32 protein-coding genes are annotated in these 20,486 nt (G+C 45.2%); all 32 read right to left on the bottom strand.

The window, feature by feature from the left end; all coding sequences use genetic code 11:
• Positions 1 to 9: 9 nt before the first annotated feature.
• Positions 10 to 975 (bottom strand): hypothetical protein, encoded by a 966-nt coding sequence (locus ACDD58_RS11490; protein WP_370777538.1) that lies wholly within the window; start codon positions 973 to 975, stop codon positions 10 to 12.
• A gap of 11 nt (positions 976 to 986) precedes the next feature.
• Complete coding sequence (locus ACDD58_RS11485) at positions 987 to 1,664, bottom strand: LysM peptidoglycan-binding domain-containing protein (protein ID WP_107435409.1); 678 nt, start codon at positions 1,662 to 1,664, stop codon at positions 987 to 989.
• Positions 1,665 to 1,675: 11 nt separating this feature from the next.
• Complete coding sequence (locus ACDD58_RS11480; RefSeq protein WP_370777536.1) at positions 1,676 to 4,240, bottom strand: hypothetical protein; 2,565 nt, start codon at positions 4,238 to 4,240, stop codon at positions 1,676 to 1,678.
• Positions 4,241 to 4,404: 164 nt separating this feature from the next.
• Positions 4,405 to 4,812 carry a hypothetical protein gene (locus ACDD58_RS11475; RefSeq protein ID WP_107435407.1) on the bottom strand — a complete coding sequence of 136 codons (408 nt, stop codon included), beginning with the start codon at positions 4,810 to 4,812 and terminating at the stop codon, positions 4,405 to 4,407.
• Positions 4,813 to 4,821: 9 nt separating this feature from the next.
• Entirely contained in the window at positions 4,822 to 5,256 is a 435-nt protein-coding gene (locus tag ACDD58_RS11470) for a phage tail tube protein (protein ID WP_107435406.1), read from the bottom strand.
• 13 nt (positions 5,257 to 5,269) lie between these two features.
• Complete coding sequence (locus ACDD58_RS11465; protein ID WP_370777534.1) at positions 5,270 to 6,340, bottom strand: phage tail sheath subtilisin-like domain-containing protein; 1,071 nt, start codon at positions 6,338 to 6,340, stop codon at positions 5,270 to 5,272.
• Between the two features lie 5 nt (positions 6,341 to 6,345).
• Positions 6,346 to 6,801, bottom strand: coding sequence for a DUF6838 family protein (locus ACDD58_RS11460; RefSeq protein ID WP_107435404.1), 456 nt, complete (start codon positions 6,799 to 6,801; stop codon positions 6,346 to 6,348).
• 10 nt (positions 6,802 to 6,811) lie between these two features.
• The gene (locus tag ACDD58_RS11455; RefSeq protein ID WP_237963406.1) at positions 6,812 to 7,117 is read right to left on the bottom strand and encodes an HK97 gp10 family phage protein; all 306 of its coding nucleotides are present in this window, start codon (positions 7,115 to 7,117) and stop codon (positions 6,812 to 6,814) included.
• 88 nt (positions 7,118 to 7,205) lie between these two features.
• Positions 7,206 to 7,568: a hypothetical protein gene (locus tag ACDD58_RS11450; protein WP_107435402.1), complete on the bottom strand. Its 363-nt coding sequence runs from the start codon at positions 7,566 to 7,568 to the stop codon at positions 7,206 to 7,208.
• The gene (locus ACDD58_RS11445) at positions 7,565 to 7,933 is read right to left on the bottom strand and encodes a translation initiation factor 2 (protein ID WP_370777531.1); all 369 of its coding nucleotides are present in this window, start codon (positions 7,931 to 7,933) and stop codon (positions 7,565 to 7,567) included. The genes ACDD58_RS11450 and ACDD58_RS11445 overlap by 4 nt, the downstream gene beginning before the upstream one ends.
• Before the next feature lie 12 nt (positions 7,934 to 7,945).
• Complete coding sequence (locus ACDD58_RS11440) at positions 7,946 to 8,326, bottom strand: hypothetical protein (RefSeq protein WP_107435400.1); 381 nt, start codon at positions 8,324 to 8,326, stop codon at positions 7,946 to 7,948.
• Between the two features lie 3 nt (positions 8,327 to 8,329).
• Positions 8,330 to 9,271, bottom strand: a complete 942-nt coding sequence (locus ACDD58_RS11435; protein ID WP_107435399.1) for a hypothetical protein — start codon at positions 9,269 to 9,271, stop codon at positions 8,330 to 8,332.
• A 14-nt stretch (positions 9,272 to 9,285) separates the two neighbouring features.
• On the bottom strand, positions 9,286 to 9,927 hold the full coding sequence (locus ACDD58_RS11430) for a DUF4355 domain-containing protein (protein ID WP_370777529.1): 642 nt from the start codon (positions 9,925 to 9,927) through the stop codon (positions 9,286 to 9,288).
• Between the two features lie 112 nt (positions 9,928 to 10,039).
• Entirely contained in the window at positions 10,040 to 10,237 is a 198-nt protein-coding gene (locus ACDD58_RS11425) for a hypothetical protein (RefSeq protein ID WP_370777527.1), read from the bottom strand.
• On the bottom strand, positions 10,237 to 11,685 hold the full coding sequence (locus ACDD58_RS11420) for a minor capsid protein (RefSeq protein WP_107435397.1): 1,449 nt from the start codon (positions 11,683 to 11,685) through the stop codon (positions 10,237 to 10,239). The genes ACDD58_RS11425 and ACDD58_RS11420 overlap by 1 nt, the downstream gene beginning before the upstream one ends.
• Positions 11,666 to 13,042: a phage portal protein gene (locus ACDD58_RS11415; protein WP_107435396.1), complete on the bottom strand. Its 1,377-nt coding sequence runs from the start codon at positions 13,040 to 13,042 to the stop codon at positions 11,666 to 11,668. The genes ACDD58_RS11420 and ACDD58_RS11415 overlap by 20 nt, the downstream gene beginning before the upstream one ends.
• 12 nt (positions 13,043 to 13,054) lie before the next feature.
• A complete protein-coding gene (gene terL, locus ACDD58_RS11410) occupies positions 13,055 to 14,812 on the bottom strand; it encodes a phage terminase large subunit (RefSeq protein ID WP_156834683.1) in 1,758 nt (585 codons plus the stop codon).
• A 278-nt stretch (positions 14,813 to 15,090) separates the two neighbouring features.
• Positions 15,091 to 15,660, bottom strand: coding sequence for a transcription termination/antitermination NusG family protein (locus ACDD58_RS11405; protein WP_370778736.1), 570 nt, complete (start codon positions 15,658 to 15,660; stop codon positions 15,091 to 15,093).
• A gap of 6 nt (positions 15,661 to 15,666) precedes the next feature.
• Positions 15,667 to 16,227, bottom strand: a complete 561-nt coding sequence (locus ACDD58_RS11400; protein ID WP_337790792.1) for a phage protein Gp27 family protein — start codon at positions 16,225 to 16,227, stop codon at positions 15,667 to 15,669.
• Positions 16,228 to 16,229: 2 nt separating this feature from the next.
• Positions 16,230 to 16,568, bottom strand: a complete 339-nt coding sequence (locus tag ACDD58_RS11395; RefSeq protein WP_227064255.1) for a type VI secretion protein — start codon at positions 16,566 to 16,568, stop codon at positions 16,230 to 16,232.
• Positions 16,569 to 16,580: 12 nt separating this feature from the next.
• On the bottom strand, positions 16,581 to 16,934 hold the full coding sequence (locus tag ACDD58_RS11390; RefSeq protein WP_227064256.1) for a hypothetical protein: 354 nt from the start codon (positions 16,932 to 16,934) through the stop codon (positions 16,581 to 16,583).
• Between the two features lie 97 nt (positions 16,935 to 17,031).
• Positions 17,032 to 17,331, bottom strand: a complete 300-nt coding sequence (locus ACDD58_RS11385) for a Mor transcription activator family protein (protein ID WP_370777524.1) — start codon at positions 17,329 to 17,331, stop codon at positions 17,032 to 17,034.
• Between the two features lie 23 nt (positions 17,332 to 17,354).
• Positions 17,355 to 17,843 (bottom strand): regulatory protein GemA, encoded by a 489-nt coding sequence (locus ACDD58_RS11380; RefSeq protein WP_370777523.1) that lies wholly within the window; start codon positions 17,841 to 17,843, stop codon positions 17,355 to 17,357.
• A 17-nt stretch (positions 17,844 to 17,860) separates the two neighbouring features.
• Positions 17,861 to 18,517, bottom strand: coding sequence for a hypothetical protein (locus ACDD58_RS11375; RefSeq protein WP_370777521.1), 657 nt, complete (start codon positions 18,515 to 18,517; stop codon positions 17,861 to 17,863).
• Complete coding sequence (locus tag ACDD58_RS11370) at positions 18,514 to 18,753, bottom strand: AbrB/MazE/SpoVT family DNA-binding domain-containing protein (protein ID WP_107435388.1); 240 nt, start codon at positions 18,751 to 18,753, stop codon at positions 18,514 to 18,516. The genes ACDD58_RS11375 and ACDD58_RS11370 overlap by 4 nt, the downstream gene beginning before the upstream one ends.
• Entirely contained in the window at positions 18,728 to 18,964 is a 237-nt protein-coding gene (locus ACDD58_RS11365; protein WP_107435387.1) for a hypothetical protein, read from the bottom strand. Before ACDD58_RS11365 ends, ACDD58_RS11370 begins: the two co-directional genes overlap by 26 nt.
• Before the next feature lie 82 nt (positions 18,965 to 19,046).
• Positions 19,047 to 19,316, bottom strand: coding sequence for a Mu transposase C-terminal domain-containing protein (locus ACDD58_RS11360; protein ID WP_370777519.1), 270 nt, complete (start codon positions 19,314 to 19,316; stop codon positions 19,047 to 19,049).
• Positions 19,317 to 19,327: 11 nt separating this feature from the next.
• The gene (locus ACDD58_RS11355; protein WP_370777517.1) at positions 19,328 to 19,483 is read right to left on the bottom strand and encodes a hypothetical protein; all 156 of its coding nucleotides are present in this window, start codon (positions 19,481 to 19,483) and stop codon (positions 19,328 to 19,330) included.
• Positions 19,480 to 19,656, bottom strand: a complete 177-nt coding sequence (locus ACDD58_RS11350; RefSeq protein WP_227064259.1) for a hypothetical protein — start codon at positions 19,654 to 19,656, stop codon at positions 19,480 to 19,482. Before ACDD58_RS11350 ends, ACDD58_RS11355 begins: the two co-directional genes overlap by 4 nt.
• The gene (locus tag ACDD58_RS11345; protein ID WP_107435385.1) at positions 19,653 to 19,832 is read right to left on the bottom strand and encodes a hypothetical protein; all 180 of its coding nucleotides are present in this window, start codon (positions 19,830 to 19,832) and stop codon (positions 19,653 to 19,655) included. The genes ACDD58_RS11350 and ACDD58_RS11345 overlap by 4 nt, the downstream gene beginning before the upstream one ends.
• Before the next feature lie 17 nt (positions 19,833 to 19,849).
• Complete coding sequence (locus tag ACDD58_RS11340; protein WP_107435384.1) at positions 19,850 to 20,077, bottom strand: hypothetical protein; 228 nt, start codon at positions 20,075 to 20,077, stop codon at positions 19,850 to 19,852.
• 109 nt (positions 20,078 to 20,186) lie between these two features.
• Complete coding sequence (locus ACDD58_RS11335) at positions 20,187 to 20,486, bottom strand: hypothetical protein (protein WP_370777515.1); 300 nt, start codon at positions 20,484 to 20,486, stop codon at positions 20,187 to 20,189.

Raw genomic sequence — 20,486 nt, 5'->3', positions numbered from 1 at the left:
CTCCTGCCTTTATGTAGTCTCTTCAATCTCCCTTTCATCCATAAGGTTCTCAAAGGCAAGTGTCAGATCCATCTGAGCCTTACCGCACGAAAAGGTATGTGTGTCACTTTCAATGTAAAACTGTCCATAAAGCCCGGTGTCAGTTTCCTGCACAATGATTGAGTATCCTGATACCGCACGGAAATCATTTGGAACTCCGGACACGGTTGCCGAGGACTCCACTGTTACCAGCATCTTCTTGGCTTGTGTTGTAGCATCCTCTCCATCATTCTGTTTCAGCACTCTCTGCACCAAACCATACTTCTGGATCGAGGCTGCATCCTCCACCGTCTTTATGACATTGTTGTTTTTATCTGTTATTAAAACCCTATTAACGAGCTTTTGAAGGGTGCTTTTATAGGTTGCTTCAATCAGGTTGTAATCCCCGGTCATAACCGCCCCACAAAGCGTCCCCTTCTCCAAAACACTCACTTTGTTAATATTGGTCATCAGCGGAATATACTTGCTGCCATTCTGCTTTGCTGCAGCTGTGTATGCCATCATAATGGCTTCATAGGCTTTCTTGCCAAAGCATGGCATAGAAGATATATTCACTCCCGTTGCAGCCATCGTTCCGCTTTCAATTCCGAGTTCTGTGCAGATCCCCGGAACAATCGTTTCCGGAGTTCCTTCAAATATTTTGTTGACATCTGAATTATTGATATAGAACATTAAATCGTATGCCAGATAAGTTTCCACCTTGGAACTGGCACTCTTGTCAATGTCAAAAATAATGCCTCCAAAGACATCCTTCCCACTGTCATCCTGCATGATGATTTCTGCACCCTCGTCAATGATAACCGTGGGAAAGTCTTTGTCCTTCTTATTCTTCGCAATTGTGAATTGAATTGTACGTGCGACCTGCTTTGTGTCACCAGACCACTTGATCTGCTCGATCAGTTCGCTGATATCTTTTCCTACAGTCAGTAATTTCATCTCAACACCACCTATGCCGGAATTGTGTACACATCGCCCGGATAAATCCAGTGTCCATTATCAGAACTGGACTTTCCATGCTTTTTAGCACTTGCCTCAATTGTTCCATTGTTTGCATTATAAATTTTAGGATATGAACTTCCATTTCCGTATTTCTGTTTTGATATCCCCCAGAGTGTATCTCCTCCAACCACTGTATAAGATCCACCTGCAGCTGCAGGTGCAGGTCTCGACAAAAGACCATTATTCCGTACTTTCGTTGTAATCTGAACAGATGGAACATTCAATGTCCGGTACTCGGAAAATGAAATGGTATAGTAAATATCCCCATCACCTTCCCTCATAGAGTAGGTAAAATCATCAATCAGCATTGCGAGGTTGATTTTCATATCGCTTATGATTACCCTGACCACTGCTTTTGTGGTTTTCCATTCCTGAAGCATCGCTACATATTTGTCAGGCTTCTTTTTCGCATTCTTATAAAATGGAGACTTCTCCGAAGGGAAGAAGCTCGACAGCTTTGTGTACTTAAGCCCTCGCTCTCCCTTCAGATTGGCTTCTCCTATGTTTAGAAGGGTTATCGCCTGATTCAACTGTTTTTCTGTGAATTCCACAGAAGGAGGATTGATTGGCAGCTCGATAACTTCTTTCCTGTTGTTTACGCTTAATTCAATTACTCTGGTTTTCATCAGACCACCTCCTAACCCATGTTTACAACTACTTCCACGACTTTCTTTGCAACCTTGTCGGCAATTTCATCAATATCCGCATCCTCACGGACAATGATCTCATCTGCCAGTTTTGCAATGGCAACCGTCACGCTGCCAATAAATCCTTTTGCAGTCCCTTTAGTCTTTCCGGAACCCGGAACTTCAAGACCGCTTTCTTTCCCCTTGATTCTGTCCACCAGCTGCTTCAGGTTCTCATCAATGCTTGTCAGTATCATCATGATCGGAGTCAGATCCTGACCGCCACCGGATAAAACTGTATTCTGCATGATGTTGGCAGTGCTGTCTTTTACAACTCCACTGCCCTGCTTCGTCAGGGAAACACTCTCTTTGTGTGGAAGAATTCTGGAACCTCTTGGCAAATCAACAAGCTCGGCACCTTTCTCGCCAACCCATGTCAAACCGCCCTTCCAGTTATTATCTCCTTCAGCGTTTTCTCCAACAGTTCCGGAATCTCCTCCAGAACCGGTTATCGCATCTGCTACAGAACCAAACCATCCTGCAATCTTTCCGATAACGCTGCCGATTCCTTCCACCAGTGGCTTTACGATTCCCCACACGGTTTCGATAATTGACTGGATGCCAGGGAATACCTTTTGAACCACGCCAAACAAAATCTCAAATACGCTGATTACAATGTCAATTACTGGAGAAATTACTCCCCAAGCTGTGCTGATGATGTCCCCAATCAATGGAGCCACCGTTCCGATGACTTCCTGAATAAAGCCCATCCTCTCACTGACAAATGAAATGACACTGCCAACCTTTTCTCCGATTTCAGAGAAAATCGTACTGAATACCGGAGCCAGTGCAGAAACCACCGTTCCGATACCTTGTACTAGACCGGCAATGACCGGAGCTGCCTGACCGATGATGTTTCCTATCGTGGAAACCACCGTTTGGATTACTGGGAGAATTACCGGTAGCATCGTCTGTACAGTGGAAATAATGCTTGTTAGAGCCGGTACGCACGCACCGACTACCTGCTGGATGGTAGTAGTCATACCACTACCAAACGAGACAAGCTGCGGAATCAGCGGTGCAAACCCGGCAGCCAGAGACCCCAGCGTGGAAACCACACTCTTAATTCCTGAAATAAATTCCGGTACAGCTGTAATGGCAGCATTGAATCCGTTTTCGATTACCGGAGCCATTGAAGGGAACATTTCCTTAAGCCCGTCCTTCAATCCGACCACTATATCTCTTCCAAGCGTCTTGATTTTCGGTACCGCTTTTTTAACCCCAGTTTTAACCACTCTTGGCAGTGATGAGAATACACGTCCAATCATCGGAACCGCATTATCGAATAAGAATGTCGACGCACTATCCACCAACTGTTCCATCGATCCGGTTACATCCCCGCCAATCGCCATATTTCCAAGAAGGTTCTTTGTTGCTGCCTTCATCGCTGAGAACGAACCACTAAAGGTCTGTCCGGCTTCTTTTGCGGTTGTTCCGGTTACTCCGAGTTCATTCTGAATCACATGAATAGCACTGTAAACATCAGACAAGTTGCTGATATCATACTTAACACCTGATATCTTGCTGGCATCCTGAAGCAGTCTCTGCATTTCTTCCTGCGTACCGCCATATCCCAACTTAAGATTATCCAGCATCGTGTAATTCTGCTTTGCAAATCCCTGATACGCATTCTGGATAGACTCCATGTCGGTACCAAATTTATTTGCGTTGTCTGCCATGTCAATCATAGCCATATCAGCAACTTCTGCAGCCTTAGCGGTATCACCACCCAAGCTGCTCAAAAGTGATGCAGAAAAACTTGTGACCTGTGACATATACTCATTGGCAGATAGACCGGCTGTCTTAAACGCTGCATCCGCATTGGCTTTAACAACACTGGCATTCTCCTTGAACAATGTTTCCACGCCACCAATGCTCTGCTCCAGTGCAGCTCCTTCCGTTACAGCACCGCCGACCACCGCTGTTGCTACAATCGTTACCGGAATAGCCACGGTTGCTGCCAAGGTCTTAAGTTTGCCACTGATAGAAGATATTCCACTTGCTGTGGCATCCTTCAGCTTTACTATCGGAGAAAAAATCTTCCCCCCTAATGCTTTCAGCTTCCCAGTTATCTTTGTGACTTTGGAAGTGATTGCATCTTTCAATTTAATAACGGGTGTGGTTACTTTTTTCGCCACCCCCGTTAATGCATTTTTTATTGATTTTACTTTTGATGTGGCAGAATCCTTTATCTTAATGACCGGAGTTGCCACCTTTTTTCCAACCGTCTTAATTCCATTGCTGACTTTTGTTATTGTCGCACTGGCTGCATCCTTCGCCTTAATGACTGGGGATATTACTGTTTTTCCTAACTGCTTTACCTTTCCGGTTAGTCCATCCGTCTTTCTTGTTGCCGATTCGGTATTGATCTTAGCAGTGTAAGTTTTATCCCAAGCACGCTGCAGCTCTTTCCTCGTTTCAGCTGCATCTTTCCGGAGGGCGGTCTGTTCTTGTCGGATGCTCTTTAGCACAGAACTGGCATTATCCCGGATGGAAATACTGCCTACAACACTCATTTAGCCACCTCCACCTCCCGAAAACAGCTGCTCACGTTCTTCAATGCTCTTTAACATCGATGCATAATAGAAACATTTTTCTTCCACCCCAAGCTGGAGTAGATACTCCAGCTTGAAGCCTTTTTGAATATAATAATGCAGGAAATAACACTCACCGTCTTGGTCTATGAGTTTTTTTGTTCTTCAACAACCGTCACTTTTTTACTTCCGATCACACCGGACAATTTCATAATTTCCGTAGCAATGGATGTAATCTCACTCATCTCGAAAATATCAACCACTTCCGGATAGGTCTTAATCTCGCCCTGATCCTTTAATTCCATTGCGACCGCCTTTAAATCAGGCTCAACAACTGCCAGATAAATACAATACTTATCAGATGCGTTCGGATCTTGCTTATCGTCAATCTCCGTGCATTCCACAATTTCCGGATAGTTCAGGTTCCGGATCTTGATGTTCTGGTCAATGCTCGGAACATATAAAGTCTCGTACTTTGTAACCTTCTTATCCTTTAATCTCTGAACAGCCTTCGCTGTAAAGGCTTTGAAAATATCATCTTTATTTTTTTCCATAGCAACCTCCTACGCAACAGCATCTAAGTTCTGCAGATCAGAAGGTGTGAATCCGATAGAAACTTCTTCCTCGATAATTCCACCCTTCTCCCAGTTCACAACCGGAATCTCATTGTGCCATACATTATCACAAGCCCAGCGTTCGATCTGACCTCCAACAGCATCAGGATCTGCCAGCTTCGCAATAACCTCTGCACGGACATCCATGCCCTTTTTCCAGTTCTCCAAGATTTCCTTTGCTCTGGTATATACCTTTTTCACGGTATAAGAACCTTCGCCCTTCAGACCGGTAATCTTGCTGTCCACATCAATTCCCAGCTGCACATCCTCACGGTTAGCAGTTACTTTCATTTCAATTTTGGAGAATTCAAAAATCTTCTCTCCGTTGATCCAGAGTTCTCCCCATGTTCCGGAGAGAGTCTTATTACCTCTGATAACTTCCATATCCGTTTACCTCCTACATATTGACATTCATTTTCAGATCTTCCATTGCGTTTACAAACTTTACATTGCTAGTGATAAATACCTTTGTTCCGGTGTTAGCTTTAGCAACTGCAATATCATCCATCTCGGAAGTATCCATTCCTCTGCTCTCCAGATAAGTACGCTGTGCATCGATATCAATCGCCACCACATTATCATAGGATTTATCCAGCACATTGCCGAGTAGCCCTTTGTGGTAAGCACCAATGGCAGCCACGAACATCTGCTTTCCATCGTAGTCATTGATGATCTTGCCGACATAGCTTTCCTCATAGGTTTCCCTGATGTCATCCATGTATAAGTCCATTCCTTCTACAATCTTGATAAAACGGACATCCTCTGTCTTTTCTGTCGTGAAACTGACAAGGCTGTTCACGCCTCGCCCAATCTTGTACTTCCTTCCATCAAAGACAATGACTAGCTCACCAGCATTGATACGATCATCCGGATCGTCCGGAGTTTCTGCTTCAGAAATATCGTCCAATACATAATATGTGCTGCTTCTTGCAAGGGAAAGCCCTGCAAGTACCCCAGCAATTCTCGCACAATACTCAGCTGCAGTATGCTTTGCTCCGGTAATGGTCGTGGAGATATTCTCCGTTGTGAGATTGATGATTCCTTCATGATCTCCCTTGCAGTGTGCCAGAACCGCCTTGAAGGTCTTTCTCTCATCATCACGGTACTGCTTGATCCACGCTGAGATTGTTGTTGTATCGGCAGAACCAAGACCGGGAATGGTAAGGTAGTTCCATTTCAGATCTTTCAGCTTCTTAAGTTCAGCATTGTACCCTTCTGCATTTTCTGCTCTGCGGATTGTAATGACAGTAGACGGAGCTCCAGCGAACACCAGCTTCAAATAGTTGTAGTTCTGCTCTGTCCAGTTCTGAAAATCAACCTCATCCACCTTCTTGTAAATATTCAAGTCTTTTCCACCTTCGGTACCGTCCGTGAGAATCATGGCAACGATACCCCTTGCACTTCTTTCAATGGCAGACACTGCCTTTCCACTGAAAATCATGCTAAAACTCGGTAATCCTAAACTCATTTAAATCACACTCCTTTTCTAATAGCCACTTCCAGCTCTCCCATCGGTTCAAACTCATTCGTCTGCTCCCGTGCCTGACGGAAGTTTATGGTAAAACTGTAATGCAGCACATGGTCTGATACTTTCATATTGGCATCATTGATGGTTATGTTCCTGTCTCCAAAACTGAACACCGGGCGGACAACCGCATCAATCTCTGCCCCTTTAATCAAATAGGCGGTATTGCTCTCGCTTTTCTCGTGGTAAGCAATATCAACCAACACTCCCATATCCGTAAAAAATCTGTCGACTGTCTCGTTCCCATTCGGGATGATATCTACGAAGTAATAGGTTTCTGGTTCATCAAGCCCATGCTTTTCTTCCGTGCCTTTTATTTCCTCGTAAAAGACATCGGTATCCGGATCAATCCCTTTCAGCAATGCTGTGATTGCATTTTTTATCTGAATAATCGGATGTTCCATAGTCCACCTCCTAAAGTTCATGAGTATTCAGGAAGTCATTCATCCACTCCCGGAGATAACCGGGAAGGTGTTTCTGCACTTCCTGAAGGGAAAGCTCCATCATGTGGGCTCCTTTTACAAAGCCCTTTCCACCTCTTGTCTGGTGTCCATATTCCACCGGCTCGACATACTCCACGTTGTTATAGACCTCGATGTAATATTCATTGCCTCGCTTTTCTATACTCCCAACGTGCCACTCATTCCGCAAGTGTCCAGTTTTAACCGGAGTGTTATCCTTGACCTTTCCCTGAAGCTGAACCGCCAAATCAATAACCATCTCCCGGAACTCAGCCGGGTACTGGCTCTCTATGGCTTGTGAGAGTCGTTTCTCCCATTCTTCCAGCCCCTCCAGCTTATACTCAGTATTAAACAGTTTCCTTGTCCAACTTGACCGGGATATTATTATGAGACTTCATGCACTCAGGAAAACCTGCAACCGCTTCAATTTTCTTTCCAAAGTGCGTGATCACAAGGAAATCATTGGTCTGGATATCAACTTCCGGACGGGTAAACAGACAAAAAGTTGTTTCCGTCTTCGCAGTAGATTTCGATTGTTGCAGCTTTCCACCTGTATGTGTAGACAATGCGCATTCCACATCTTCATACACAACTTTTCCATCCAGACCGCTTTTAAAAACGCTTTCTCCACCCGGAAGGGTATCTTTGAAAGCTCTGTAAACGGTCACGGTATCTTCGTATGTTGTTGCAAGGATATCAGCTTCTGTCATTTTGCTAAATCCTTCGGCAGATTTATTTTTTTAAAACGGTTAAGGGATTTTTCATAGTTCTTCATAAAATCAACAGTGGCTTTCTGATTACCACTTCCGTCACGATAAGAAATGGCGGTATCACCACGATTGATACTCGCCACTTCCTTCTCGCCGGTCTTTACCAGATCAGCCTTCAACATATCTTCAGCAATCTGTGCTGCAGTGCTGAGAAGCTGCTCCGGCAGATCATCACGGTTGCAATAAATCAGGATCTTATCCACTGCCCTTTTGACATACCTTCTGGCTGACCGTTCTTCCGTTTCTGACATCTTCATGCTGTCCATCACTTCCGCTACTAACCAGTCCTCCTGCTCCTTTGTCATGGCAGTTCCTCCTTATTTTTTCTCTGCAGCCTTATTTTTCTTCAAAGCAGCCTCCAGCTGTTCCTTCGTGCCAGAAAGTTCAGCTTCCAGAGTAGCGATCTTTTTATCAGCTTCTTCTGCGTATTTAGAAGCCTCCTCCAGCTTTTCTTTCGTTGAAGTCAGCTCCTTTTCCAATTCTCCCCTTCTAGCATCCGACGCTTCAATGACTTTTCCTGCTTTTAAAAGCTGCTCTTTCAATTCATTGATCACAGCTTCAGATGCGGCATTACTTTCTGTTTTATTTGCAACTGTTCCATCTGTTCTGACAAACCCCTTGGCTTCCAGAGCCTTGGCTTTGTCCTCGGAATCAACACGCTTCACTACATTCGCTCTCTTTAATTCGATCTCGCTCATGGTCTACTCCTTTCCCCCCTGGGCTAATTCTTCTTTCACATTAACAAAGCACTGTTCCACCTTACGAGCAGGAATCCAGATATCGTGGAACTTACGATAATCCATCGCCCATGCTCTTGCTTTCTGGTTGGTTTCCGGATCAAAAATTCTCATTTTATCCGTCTTGGACACTGCAATAGGTGCCTTTCTCGGAGTGATGATCCAGTTGATGCTCTTGCTGTTTTCAGTAGGAGCAAAACCACCAGCTTCCTGACCGGAAGTCACGCCATCCTTGAAAAGGTACTCCGTCTTCATTCTGTCGGAGCTTACCGGGATTAAAGGATGGATACCATCCAAGCTGCGAACCTTAAGAGTTACATCTCCCTGCTTGAAATCGGTTATATCCAGCTTCTTTGAGAGCTTTTCGGACATGCTTAAGATTGCTGCTACCATGGAATCAATGGTGATAACCAGTGGTGTGTTCTGTCCAACGATCGCCTGAACAGCTGCAATATCATAGTAAAGTTTCTGGAGAATGGTTGCTTCATCAGCGGTATAGCCTCCGGATGCCTTGCCCTTCTTGATACACGCTGCAGCGATGGTACTGTAACGATATGCATCAATCTCAGGAACAACCTTGGTTCTCTGGAACTCGCCCATAACAGTGGATGCAGTCAATACAAAATTTGTCTCATCCACATCGTTCTCATCAAAACTGAAAGAGCGTCCTCTGTCCTGAGTCATCTTCTTGGTTTCATACTGGAAATTCACGCTGCCCTGCACAAATCCATTGGTGCGATCATAATCAGCCATTCCGTCCATATCGAGACTCGGAATCTTGACCTCCGCACCACCGGTGTACTTAACCAACTTCTCATTTACTTCCATCCAACCGGAAGTAGCCTGCTCCACTGCAGCCTTGTCTAACTCGCTCTGAATAATTGTTGCGGTTTCAATGGTATTCATTTACTTTCTCCTCCTTATAATCCTCTGACATTTCTTGCGATCTGGTCTCTTAACAGATTTTCAGCAGAAGCTGCTCCGCCGAGTCCTTCCGGTGTCTTACCCTTCAGCCGAGACTGGATTGCCACTGCCAGACTGTCCTTAAAAACCTTTGTGGTATTCTTCAGGGTTTCTTCCATGCGCTCCTTGCTGGAATAGTCAAGCACATCTGCAAGACCAACCGGGAATCCATCCGTTTCCAGAGATTTAGTCGCACTCTCTCTCAGCTCTTTCTGCAAGAGCTGGCTTCTCAAACTGGCAATCTCGGAGTCTTTTTTCTCCTTCTCCTCTTTTGCCTTTTCCTCCGGAGTGAGTTTTTTGACACGCTCTGCCTCCGCAGCTTCATCTAACCACTGCTGTTTCGCAGCTTCGATGGCAGCATCTACATCTGCCTGAGTGAAGGATTTCTCCTCTTCAGCTTTTTCCGCAGCAGGATCTCCATCCTTTTTTTCAGGTTCAGTCCCTTCAGCTTTCTTTCCACCGCCAAAAAGTCCATCAATAAACTTCTGGAGGGTACTTACTTTCTCCGGTGTACTTTCCGCTGTCTGCTGTCCCTGCGTTTCTGTTGCAGTGTTCTGAACTTCCTGCTCAGTACCCTGCATGGTGGTTGTTCCATCCATCTTTTTTTACCTCCTGGTCTAAATTTTGTATAACAAAAGCACCATTTAAAATGCTTTTAAACGATGCTTGAGTCCATATTTTTTGCAATTAAATAAGCACCCGGCTGGGTGCTTATTTGCTCTTGTGTTCGCAATATTTTTTATTATAATTTCCGGTACCCGGAAAAGACTGTTTTAGCTTCTCCTTTGGTATTCCCTCCGGATGTTTTTCGCATTTTCCGAATCCGTAATGATATTTACACGAATTACACTCGCTATTAACTGGTTTCGGTGCATCACTCCACCGTTTATCTGAATATGGATTGCTCATTATATTTCCTCCATGTAAATCACGTTATTAACCACCTTGGATATGTAGAACATCGAATCTCTTTCAAACAAAATCTCTTTTTCCTGAGAGTTAAATTTCCGTATATCTCGCCCGGTCTTTGATGTAATAACATACTGAATCGGGAAACTGTCATCATATACCTCAGTGGAACTTGAAAGAAATTCAGGAAAACTAATTTCCATACCGGGCTTATGCCCCACAATAAACTCCTGCACATCTGGTATTCCAAAATCAGAAACAGAGCGATATAACACTCCCTGATAGGTCGGCATCTTCTGAAGAGCTGAATCCAGATTGCTAATCTGTTTCTTTTCTTCCTTCGTCAGTTTGACGCCCCTTCTCAGCTTGTCATTCCACGTGTATGCCTCGCTGCTTATATAGCTATTTATTGCGTGCTGTTCATTCTCTGATAGTTTTATTATAGGTTCCGGAGCTGGAGTGTCAACATATTTCTTCTTCCACTCCTCAAACTTCGGATTGCTCTCCAGTGGATTCACTCCTTCCCGGTCTTTAAATAAATCAATCTTTGCTTTTGCCTTGATTGTGCATTTACAATTCGGATGAATCGGTGGTAGATTAAGCCCCGGCTCTGCCTCATCCAGCGGAAAAGATTGTCCATTTAATTCCATACATATTTCGCAACCACCTCCAAGAAAAGTATACTCCTGAATTCCCATTTCCCTATAAGAAGCAAGTTCTCCCTGATTAGAGAAATAGCTGCTCTCCGTCCGGACAAGCCTTTCTGCAGCATAGCGTCCCTTGCCCATGACATCATTGATTTCCTTTGCCATCTTCTGTACGCTGGAGCCATTCATAAATCCCATCGTCAGCTCTCTCTTGGCGAGAGTGGCAAGTTTATCAGTATTTTCCCACAGTGCTTGCGAGTAATTCTTTCCAGACCACGGATGCTTCAGTATCCTTTGGAGCATCTTCACATCTACCTTGGAAACATTGAATCCAACACCAAGGATGCTCTGCACATCATAACAGCCCCGGTAATAATTGGTCTTGAACATATCACCCAGCAGATCTGTTATCTTCGTTTCCGTATCCCTCGACAGTGTTATCATTGTCTGGTAAACGGTAGCAAGCATCTGCTCCTTCCTGCTGATCCGCGACTTCATTGCCAGCGTGTTCAGTTCCAGAAGTGTCTTGGAATCCCCTTCAGCTTCCTTCAGGTATTCTTCAATCCCCTTTTTCCATCGGGAATATTCACTTCCGGTCAGCAGCTTGGAAGCCTCTGCATTCGTCAGACCATTCTCCGTGGCATATTTTTGAAACATAGAATTGATTTCCGTTTCAAGCGTCCATGCTGCTTCATCAAAGAGAAACATTATCTCTTTTACGGATTGGTCTGTAATCTCTGCATTATTGAGAACCCTCTGCTTGGCTCGCTCAATCCACTCGTTACGTTCCTTCTGGCTCATCCGTTACCGCCTCCGTTCTGTCAGCTGCACCCTGAAAAGCCTTGGTAAAATTCTTATATACTCCGAAGTCTTCCTGCTCCTTGTTCTTTTCTTCCTCCAGTTTTCTCAGCTCATCCTGAACATTTTCAACACCTGGCATCAGCTGCAGTCTGGTCTCCCTTGAAAGGTCATTTGCCAGCATCGTGACAATCTGTGCTGTTTCCATATCATTCTGAGGACGGTTTCTGCGGAATTTTGGAACAATGTCTCTGTAATCATAATTGTGCCCCATGATGTTCAAGATATTTGTGATCAGCTCAATCCTGCGCTGCAGTCCTTTCTTGAACTTCCGTTCCTTAATCGAACATATCTGCTCCAGTCCCCATAATTTATAGGATATAGCCACTCCGGATAGGTTTCCTCCAAAAGACTCATCACACATATGTGGCACATTGGCTCCAGTGTGAATATCCTCACGGAGCCGGTTCTTATAATTTTCCAGTGCAGTATCATCAATCGTCTTCAGGAGCCAGTCCACATCTCCTCCATCCTCCAGAATGATAGCTCCTTTTTCCTTCATGTCAGCAATGTCCTGACTGCTGACATCTCCAAGTTTTAAAACCTTTAAAATGGCATCATCATTATACTGGAAATAGTTTGCAGTGTTACTCTGCACCTTGTTATAGGCATCAATCTCCGTAATGACACCCTCAAAATCTCCAAGCCTTTCCTCGTTGTTGATGTATTCCACAAACGGAACGTCCTGCCAGTAATGTTCCTCAACTGCTATCATGTTCAGGTATCCATTATTCAATGACTGGAATCGCATCACAAGACTGGAATTCCAGAACTCCACCTTCCTGATTACGTTGTCATCCTTATCCTTTGAAATAATGGTTCGGATAAATGCCATCGGAGTGGAAAATCCACTGTCCGTCTCGCAAATCATAATTCCGTTAGCAGCCGGAACCCTCGCAAGCCTTATCTTGGCATCCTCATCCAGATAGAGCATTTCAAAGCAGCTTCCGCAAATGCTGCACTGCTTCGCCAGCTCCATGTTGTGATCCTGCTCATCGTTGTAATCAAAAATATCCTGCACTGTCTGCAGGTATTCATCATTCTGGGAGTCATAGACAATCGGCTCACCCACGAAGTAACCGGTGGCGGTATCCGTGATGTATTTTGCCATATTATTGACCAGACGGTTGTTCGGAGCTGTGCTGTCCTTCTTGTTTTCTCCAAGGATTCTATGATTGCCAACATAGTAATCATGCAGCATTCCGTATTTTACATCCGTGCTGTTCTCATCGATGATCTCACGGATATCTTTTTCTGTCAGACTTTCAATGGAAGCCCTATCCATATAAATAACCGGCATGACCGTTACCTCCTACAATCCTAATTTCCCTTTATCCAGCACCCGGAACCGTTTCATCTTCTTGGCAATCGTTCTGCATCCTTCCAGAGCATCCACACCATCATCGTGCGCTCCCATCGGGAAGTGCTCCATCTGCTCCAGCAGTCTCTTGTGCCTTTTATTGAACTTGATGTAATGGTTCTTTACATCCGGCTGCATCGTCTGTATACGCATTGTCTTATCGCTGGTCTGCGGTACCTCCTCGATTGGAAGGTATAACCCAGCTTTTGCAGATGCCTTTGCCAATTCTTCCTTCAGGAACCACTGGAACTGCACTGTCTCAGCTCCGAACTTCTTATAGCCCCTGCCATAATCCCTGCGGAGCATCTTCTCCTTCTCCAGAATGTCACCGATAATTTTATCCGGATGTCTGCGTTCGATATCCGCATCCATGACATACATATACCCGGATACTTTGTGCTTCGCCAGCGTGATGATGGCGGAAAAGTCGCTGTGCTTGGTCTTTCCAAGTGACGGATCGACAAAGCCAAAGAAAAGGAAGTCCCGGTTCTTGAAGTCGATCTCTGCTTCATTATAGAATTCAAACCATTCAGGATTGAAAATACAGTCTTCCGGATTGATAGGCTCGTTCTGTTCCTCGGAGTTGAAGGATGCCTCGCCTTCTGTCAACCTCATAACCATCAGATCATAATAAGACAGTTTTTCCTCCCACAGAACCTCCGTGCCCTCCAACATCTTCTCCCGGTGCCTTTCAAAAAACTCTCTCGCATCGGCTTCGTGGTTCTCGTTTGAAAGGTCTGTGTAAATCTCCTCCCATTCCTTCCATAGATCCTCTTCGTTGGAAAAAGAAATGACCGCCTTGTATTTAATGGCTTTATATCCCGGATTGTTCAGGGTTTTCGCCAGAAGGCTGTCATAATGCAATAATGTTCCAATATAGATAATGTCCGTGTAATCATCACCGGCTTTTGAAACAGCTTTTAAAAACCAGCTTTCAAGTTTCTTTCGCTGCTCCGGTGTCCGGACATTCTCGTCATTTTCAATATCATCCAGAACCAGAAGGTCTGGTCTCCAGTTTCTGTGTTTTCTGCCTCGGATCTTCTTTCCCGATCCGATTGCCTCAACTTTGATGTTGGTGCTTGTGATCAGTACGTTGCTTCTCCAGACTTTTCCGACCAGGCTCCCGAAGTCCTCCTTCAGAGCTTCGTTCTCCTCAAACTCTACCCTGATGTTATCGAGAAATCCCTCAGCCTGCTCTGAGCTGTCGGATATGATAATCGGATAATGCTTGTATTCATAAACTATGGCATGAATGCTGCCTTTAAAAGTAAGGCTCGTGGACTTTGCGTGTCCACGTGGAGCTGCGACCACTCGCTTGGTTCCATTCATCCGGCTGATCTTCTTTACCTTTGCCGGTGTAGTCGGATATTCCCCTTTCAAAACTCCTTGTTGCCATATATTATCCAGTTCCCGGTGAAATTCCGGGGATGGTCTGGAAAAATAATGTGGAAAGTATGCCCTGCCGAAAAATTCCATATCAATGGCTCCCAGCCTCTGGCGGATGCCTCCTTTTCCGGTAAGCGGTGCTCCGGATTCATAATCTTTCAAAATCTGCACACGTTCCGAAGAACTGTCCTTTTTTAAAAAGATGTTTAAAAGGCTTTTTAAATCGCTTGTAACAGCCTCGGTATCATCATAGAAGCTCTTGCTCTCAGCCTCTGCCATCGCTCCGATCAGAACACCGATGCTTTCTTTTTTTCCTGCTCGCACACCCACCACCTGCCTTTCCGTAAAATTTTAAGGCTCATATTTGCCCCATATTTGCATTTTTGTGTTTCAGCGATAATTTCCCCCACTTTCATCATTCAAACGATTTTAAATGGGTTTAGCGTGTTTTTAAACGGTGTTTTTACACCATTCAAAAAAGAGAACTGCCAGAACAAGCCCGATGGGTAGGCTTCGCCACCCAACCAGTGTACTTTTTCTGCTCAGTTCCCTTTCTCTATGTCCGCCAGCTTCCGGCATCGGGACGAATCAACCGTATGCCATCAGGTGGCTTCTTTCAAAACCGCTTGTGCTGCACCCTCTGCCCCATCCCTGCCAGCCCCGGCAAGGCTTAGTTCCTCATCTTCCTCCAGCCGGATGCTCAACTGGACTTCCTTTTTCTCATTACAGATCGTAATCTCAAAGGTTGCTTTCCTGCTCCGCTTATCATACTTGATGATGCGGTTTTCAAATTTTTCAAGAACACCTTTCACAACCTCATAATTTCCATCGCCAAGAGCCCTGACTACTGTAGGCTCAATCGGCTGATTGTTCTCCCCGGTCAGCAGCATGATCCACTCCGCCTCCAGATAAGAAAGTCTTGACGGATTCCTGCTGTCTCCAAGAAACTGGATTACTCCCGGAATGCCCTTGACCTTATAATAATTATCCGCATTGTAATTCATGTTCAGGAATACATATCCGGTAAACAGGATGTATTCTCTCTGCGACCACGAACCGCCGGAGCGTATCAGACGATTTTCTTTCGGAACAAGAGCCCTGATGCCCTGTTCTTTCAACTTCCCGGCAATATCATCTTCCTTGCCGGTCATAACTTGAATCACATACCACATCACCTTTTATCCCTCCAGTCCTTCGTTTTTCTTCTTGTTCAGGTATGCACTCACCTGACGGTAGAGTTCCGGATTTTCCTTCGCCATAGCCTCAAATACAAGGCTCTTGACTGCCTCCAGTCCGGCTTCGTAATTATCACGATTCTGTACTTCAATCCGCTTCTTATAAGCAGCTGCCCGGATGAGACCATTGGTCTCCTTGATCAGCTTCTCAATCGGCACTTCCTTCATCTGCTCCTCATCCACGTTGGTAAGGGCATTCATGACATGATGGCTCGCCAGACGGATGAGTGCCTCCGAAGTGTCCAGATCCGGATACCGGCTCATTTCATCCATCAGCATGGAGAAATTGCTCTGTGCCACCGTTATCATCTCCACAGTGGCAAGATACTTCTTTGCATAAGTACAGATCGCCATCTGTGACATTTCTTCGCCATTCTCTTTCAGAAATGCAACAATTTCTTTATATGTGCAACCGGTCAGGAGCATCTGCTCCACAGTGTCCTTCAGTTCTGGCGGTAATCTGTCCACCTTGCCGGTGCTGCGTCTTCTCTCCTTCTGTTCCATCATTAATTGCCAAGATCAACCATGTTATCAGTAATCCCACCGCCCAGGAGCCGGATGCCTTTTCCTGTGACTTTGGCTTCCAGTGTCTGATAATCACAGTCCGCAAGGGATGCATCTTCACGTGTTTTAATATCCCTCAGGTAGATATAGCCCTCTTCTGCAAGGAAATTAACGCTGTCTACAAATTCCTGCTTTTCAATGCCTTCGTAGCTGACCGCCTTCTCCACACTCCGGAGTGCATTGTATTTTTCCCGGAGCAGGTTTATTGTCGACAGCACCCTGCCATTGTTCATTGTAAAGTTGCCAGCCCGAAGCTGCCTTTTTTCTGTTTCTCTGCTCATCTTTTCGACCTCCTACTTCTTCAGCATAAGTTCCAGCATCTGATCCAGCTTTCTGTCCATCTTGTTCATTTCCCGTATAAAATCATCCTTCGTCAGATACTCTGCTTTGATCTGTTTGATATCAGCCCGGCATTCGTCAAAATCTTTTTCATGTACGTTCTTGGGTGTATAGTCTTCCCGAATCTGCCGGATGTCTTTTTTTAATTCCTCGGTGCTTTCTTTCAGATCTGTCTTAGTAACCCTCTCATTGTCTATCCTTCTGATCTCCTCTCCATGCTTGTCAACCTGACTCATGGTGCGTTTCAGAAAATATGTAATCACTCCAATTCCCAATGTGATTGCTGTAGTTATAATCCATTCGCTCATCCTCTCACCTCACACAAAAAAAGATACACCTGCGTGTCTAACACAAGTGTATCTCCTAAATCATAAATATTAAAATAAAGCACTTAAGAAAATATATTCATTCTAAGAAGTCCGTAAGATTCATCTGACCATCTATCGGTCTGGCTTTTATCTCTTTTGCTTTGTCTAAAACTATATTGCGAATCCACGTTTCTGTCAATCCAAATTTCAGAGCCAGTTCTCTGTAATTTCCTCCGTCAAACTCCTCTTTAATCATTTCGTCACGAACCGCTTTTTCCAGACTTTCAATTTTCGGAATGTAGATGGAAGTGCCATTAAAAGCCCTCACGAGGCTCTTGAAAGCCTCCAGCCCAATCAGTTCCGCAAGCATTTTCTGCTCCTCGTCCAGATTTTCCATTTGCACCTTTTCCAGCAAGTCCATTATGCCTCGCCTCTCTTTCTGGCACTTGCCACATATCTCTTTAAAATCTCGATCAGGTTATTCCCTTGCTCAAAGGTTATCCATGCAAACGGGTTCTTGGCAATGGCATCCGCACCAAATTCCTTTTTGATGACCGCACAAAGTCTGTCCCCCAGCTGCACATCGTTTGGCACCTCATCGTATTTCTTAAGCTCATACATGAGGAACCAGATTTTTTTCTGCTGACCGGATGTGACTCCGCCCGGTCTGCTCTGATGTTCCTTCGGCATTTTGCTTCTCGGCTTTGGAGAGGCAGTTTTACCCTGCAGCTCCTCCAGACGTGCAATCACTGTACAAGCCTCTTGGTATGTAAGACTTTTTATAGAGTCTTTTCCGGTCACACCTCCCACCAGCACATGGAGTTCATCCTCGTTGCCGGATGCCTTAATGCCAAGTGCATTGCCGATGGCATATATTTTTCTGATTTGAAACTGCTCTATCGCTCTCATCTGCCTCTCCTTTCCGGTTATTCCGTTTTCTCAGCCTCCACCGTTACCTTGATGCCCTCATCCACGATAATGGCTGCCCGGATGATTTCAACCGCCTCCTGCGGTGTTCCTTTCCACTCTGCTGACTTTAATATCTGCAGCATCCATTCCCAGTTGATGATCTCCGCAGTCAGATATGCCCAGTCGCTGGCTTCCTGCTCCGGCAGCCCCACCAGCTTCATCAATGTCTCCGTATCCTTTTCATACTTGCCCTTCAGCTTCTTTTTCAGGGTACGTTGGATCTTCTCATCAGCTGTGATTGCCTTGATTGTCTCGTCCAAGCTTCCCTCGGTGTAATTGCCCATGAACATCATGGTAAACAGTCTCTTGCATGGATCCGTCATCTTGTATGTGGTATCCTCTTTCACAAAATCCCCGAACACATCACCCAGCAACTTCTTAACCATTGTCATGGAGACCGGTTTTACAGTCTCGCTGTTTCCGACCACAACCTTGGAATTGTTGCTGCCCCAATAGTCAATGGTCTTTTTCTTGGTGTCCCTCAGGTCATCCGTTGCCAGCTTCTCGAACCACGCTTTGATCTCGTCAATCTCTGCCTTGATTACACTCTGCTGGCTGGTCAGCTCCACTAACCGGTCAGCCTTTGCTTTGATTTCCATTACATCTGACATCATCTGAATACCTCCGCAATCTTGGCTGCACATTTCCTGCAGATCTCAATACCACAGACCATTTTCACATCATCCACCGTTCCGCAATGGAAACAAGCCGGAACATGCTTCTGAATGTGGATGCCGTCTTCATTCGTTGTAATGTCAACCGGAACTCCCGGAAGAATGCCGGTCTCCTGACGGATACCTCTTGGGATGGTCACTCCACCACCCTTAGTCACTTTTTTGCTTGCTTGCATCTCGTGCCCTCCTTTTGATTTTTACTGACACAACCAGCTCATCCAGCCGGTTCATGTGTACCATGCTTCTTTCAGAGAAGATCACATAGAAGGCTCCATGACTGTACTGATATCCCGTCACAGTCCGGTATTCTGTTGTAAATTCATCCGTAAAGCCGACCTCAGCTCCAACCGGATACTGCAGGATTGTCCGTATAATCCTTGCTATCATGCCATTCTCCTCTCCCACTCTGCATTTTATGGGCTTGTGACCATCACCTTGCGGTGGCTGCATTAAGAGGGGCAAATGCCCCTTATGTAATTTTTCTGCCATACCGGCGTCCCTTTTCCGGCTTTTCAATCTTACAGATCAGTGTGAACACTGCTTCGATTTTTTCCTCTTCGGATAATTTGTCACTATTTAACTCATAGATGAACAGCATCTTTCCGTTATCCCTGATATAAACCGTCTGCTCCGTATGACAGAGCATCGGATCTGCCGAATAGGTCGCTCCGAACCAGCGGATGCTTCCCCCCGGACTGATCGTTCTCGGCTCAAAGTACATTTCTTCTCTTAATACCATCCTGCACCTCCTTACTTTGGCTTCGTGTATCGGTACGTGGTACCGTCTTTTCTGGTTGCAATCATAATCTTGGCTTTACCTTCCCGGATCAGGTTGGCACACAACCTTGTCTCTTCCCATCCTTTCCGAATTTCCTCCGGAACCTTAACATCTGATTTCTCGCTCATTTCTTCGCCTTTCTGATAGTCTTTGTTTTTCCACTCCTCCTCTGCAGGGCAATTCTGCTGACAATGACCATCTCCTCTGGAGTGTCCTTAACAATCAGCCACTTTTCAGAATCCAGCCCGGTATCCTGCAGAAACTTCTTTTGTGCCAGTGTCGGCTTCTTTCCATTCTTCACTTATCCACCTCCGCAATCTTTACCACTACACCATGCCTTTCACTCTCTGTAACCTTAAACCGGAATCCATTATCTTCTGCCTCTTCCTTCTTTCCAGCAAGGTACATTCCAGCTCGTAGCAATGCTGCATAATCTGTCAGTGTGGTGTAATTCCTCACCGTAATCTTTCCCGGCACCTCATCACCTCCCGACCTCAACTGTGTGTTGCATTGAAATTTTCCATCGCCCATCGGTTTCCGGTGGATTGTACCAACCTTCTTGTGCGTTCTGCCGGATCAATTCTCTTTCTGTCATTCATCCCCGGTATACTCTCAATAGCTTCTCTCATACCGCAATCCGGGCAGATATCCGTTTTATTATCCACCCTCGACAATGCCGGACGTCCAGTGTATGGTTTCCGGCACTTAGGACATACCACCATGCCTGAATCCTCCTTTTATTCAGTTTTGCCTCACTCTGCATTTCATGGGCTTGTGACCATCACCATTCAGTGGCTGCATTAAGGCTGGGGCATAAGCCCCGGCACATTGTTATCTATCCGGAAACGTGAATTTGCATTCGCATACCGGATGCCTAATGATCAGCGTTTTCTTTTTCAATCCCTCACGGTACCCTTTCATGTATGAGTAATAGTTACTCCTCTGGATACGCTGATTCCATCCTATTAACCATCCTGATATTGCAGATACTGCAACAATCAGCAGTACCAGTACCACACCGGCTATTCCAGTATGAAAGCCGAATACAATCATAAACATAAGAGCCATCAAGATTGCACCAGCAGCTACACCGACCAAAATTGCGGTACTTCTTTCTTTAGGGTTCTTCAT

The sequence above is a fragment of the Roseburia sp. genome (genome assembly GCF_041325975.1).
GTDB classification, from domain to species: domain Bacteria; phylum Bacillota; class Clostridia; order Lachnospirales; family Lachnospiraceae; genus Roseburia; species Roseburia rectibacter.
This window is presented reverse-complemented; position numbering and strand designations above follow the sequence as displayed.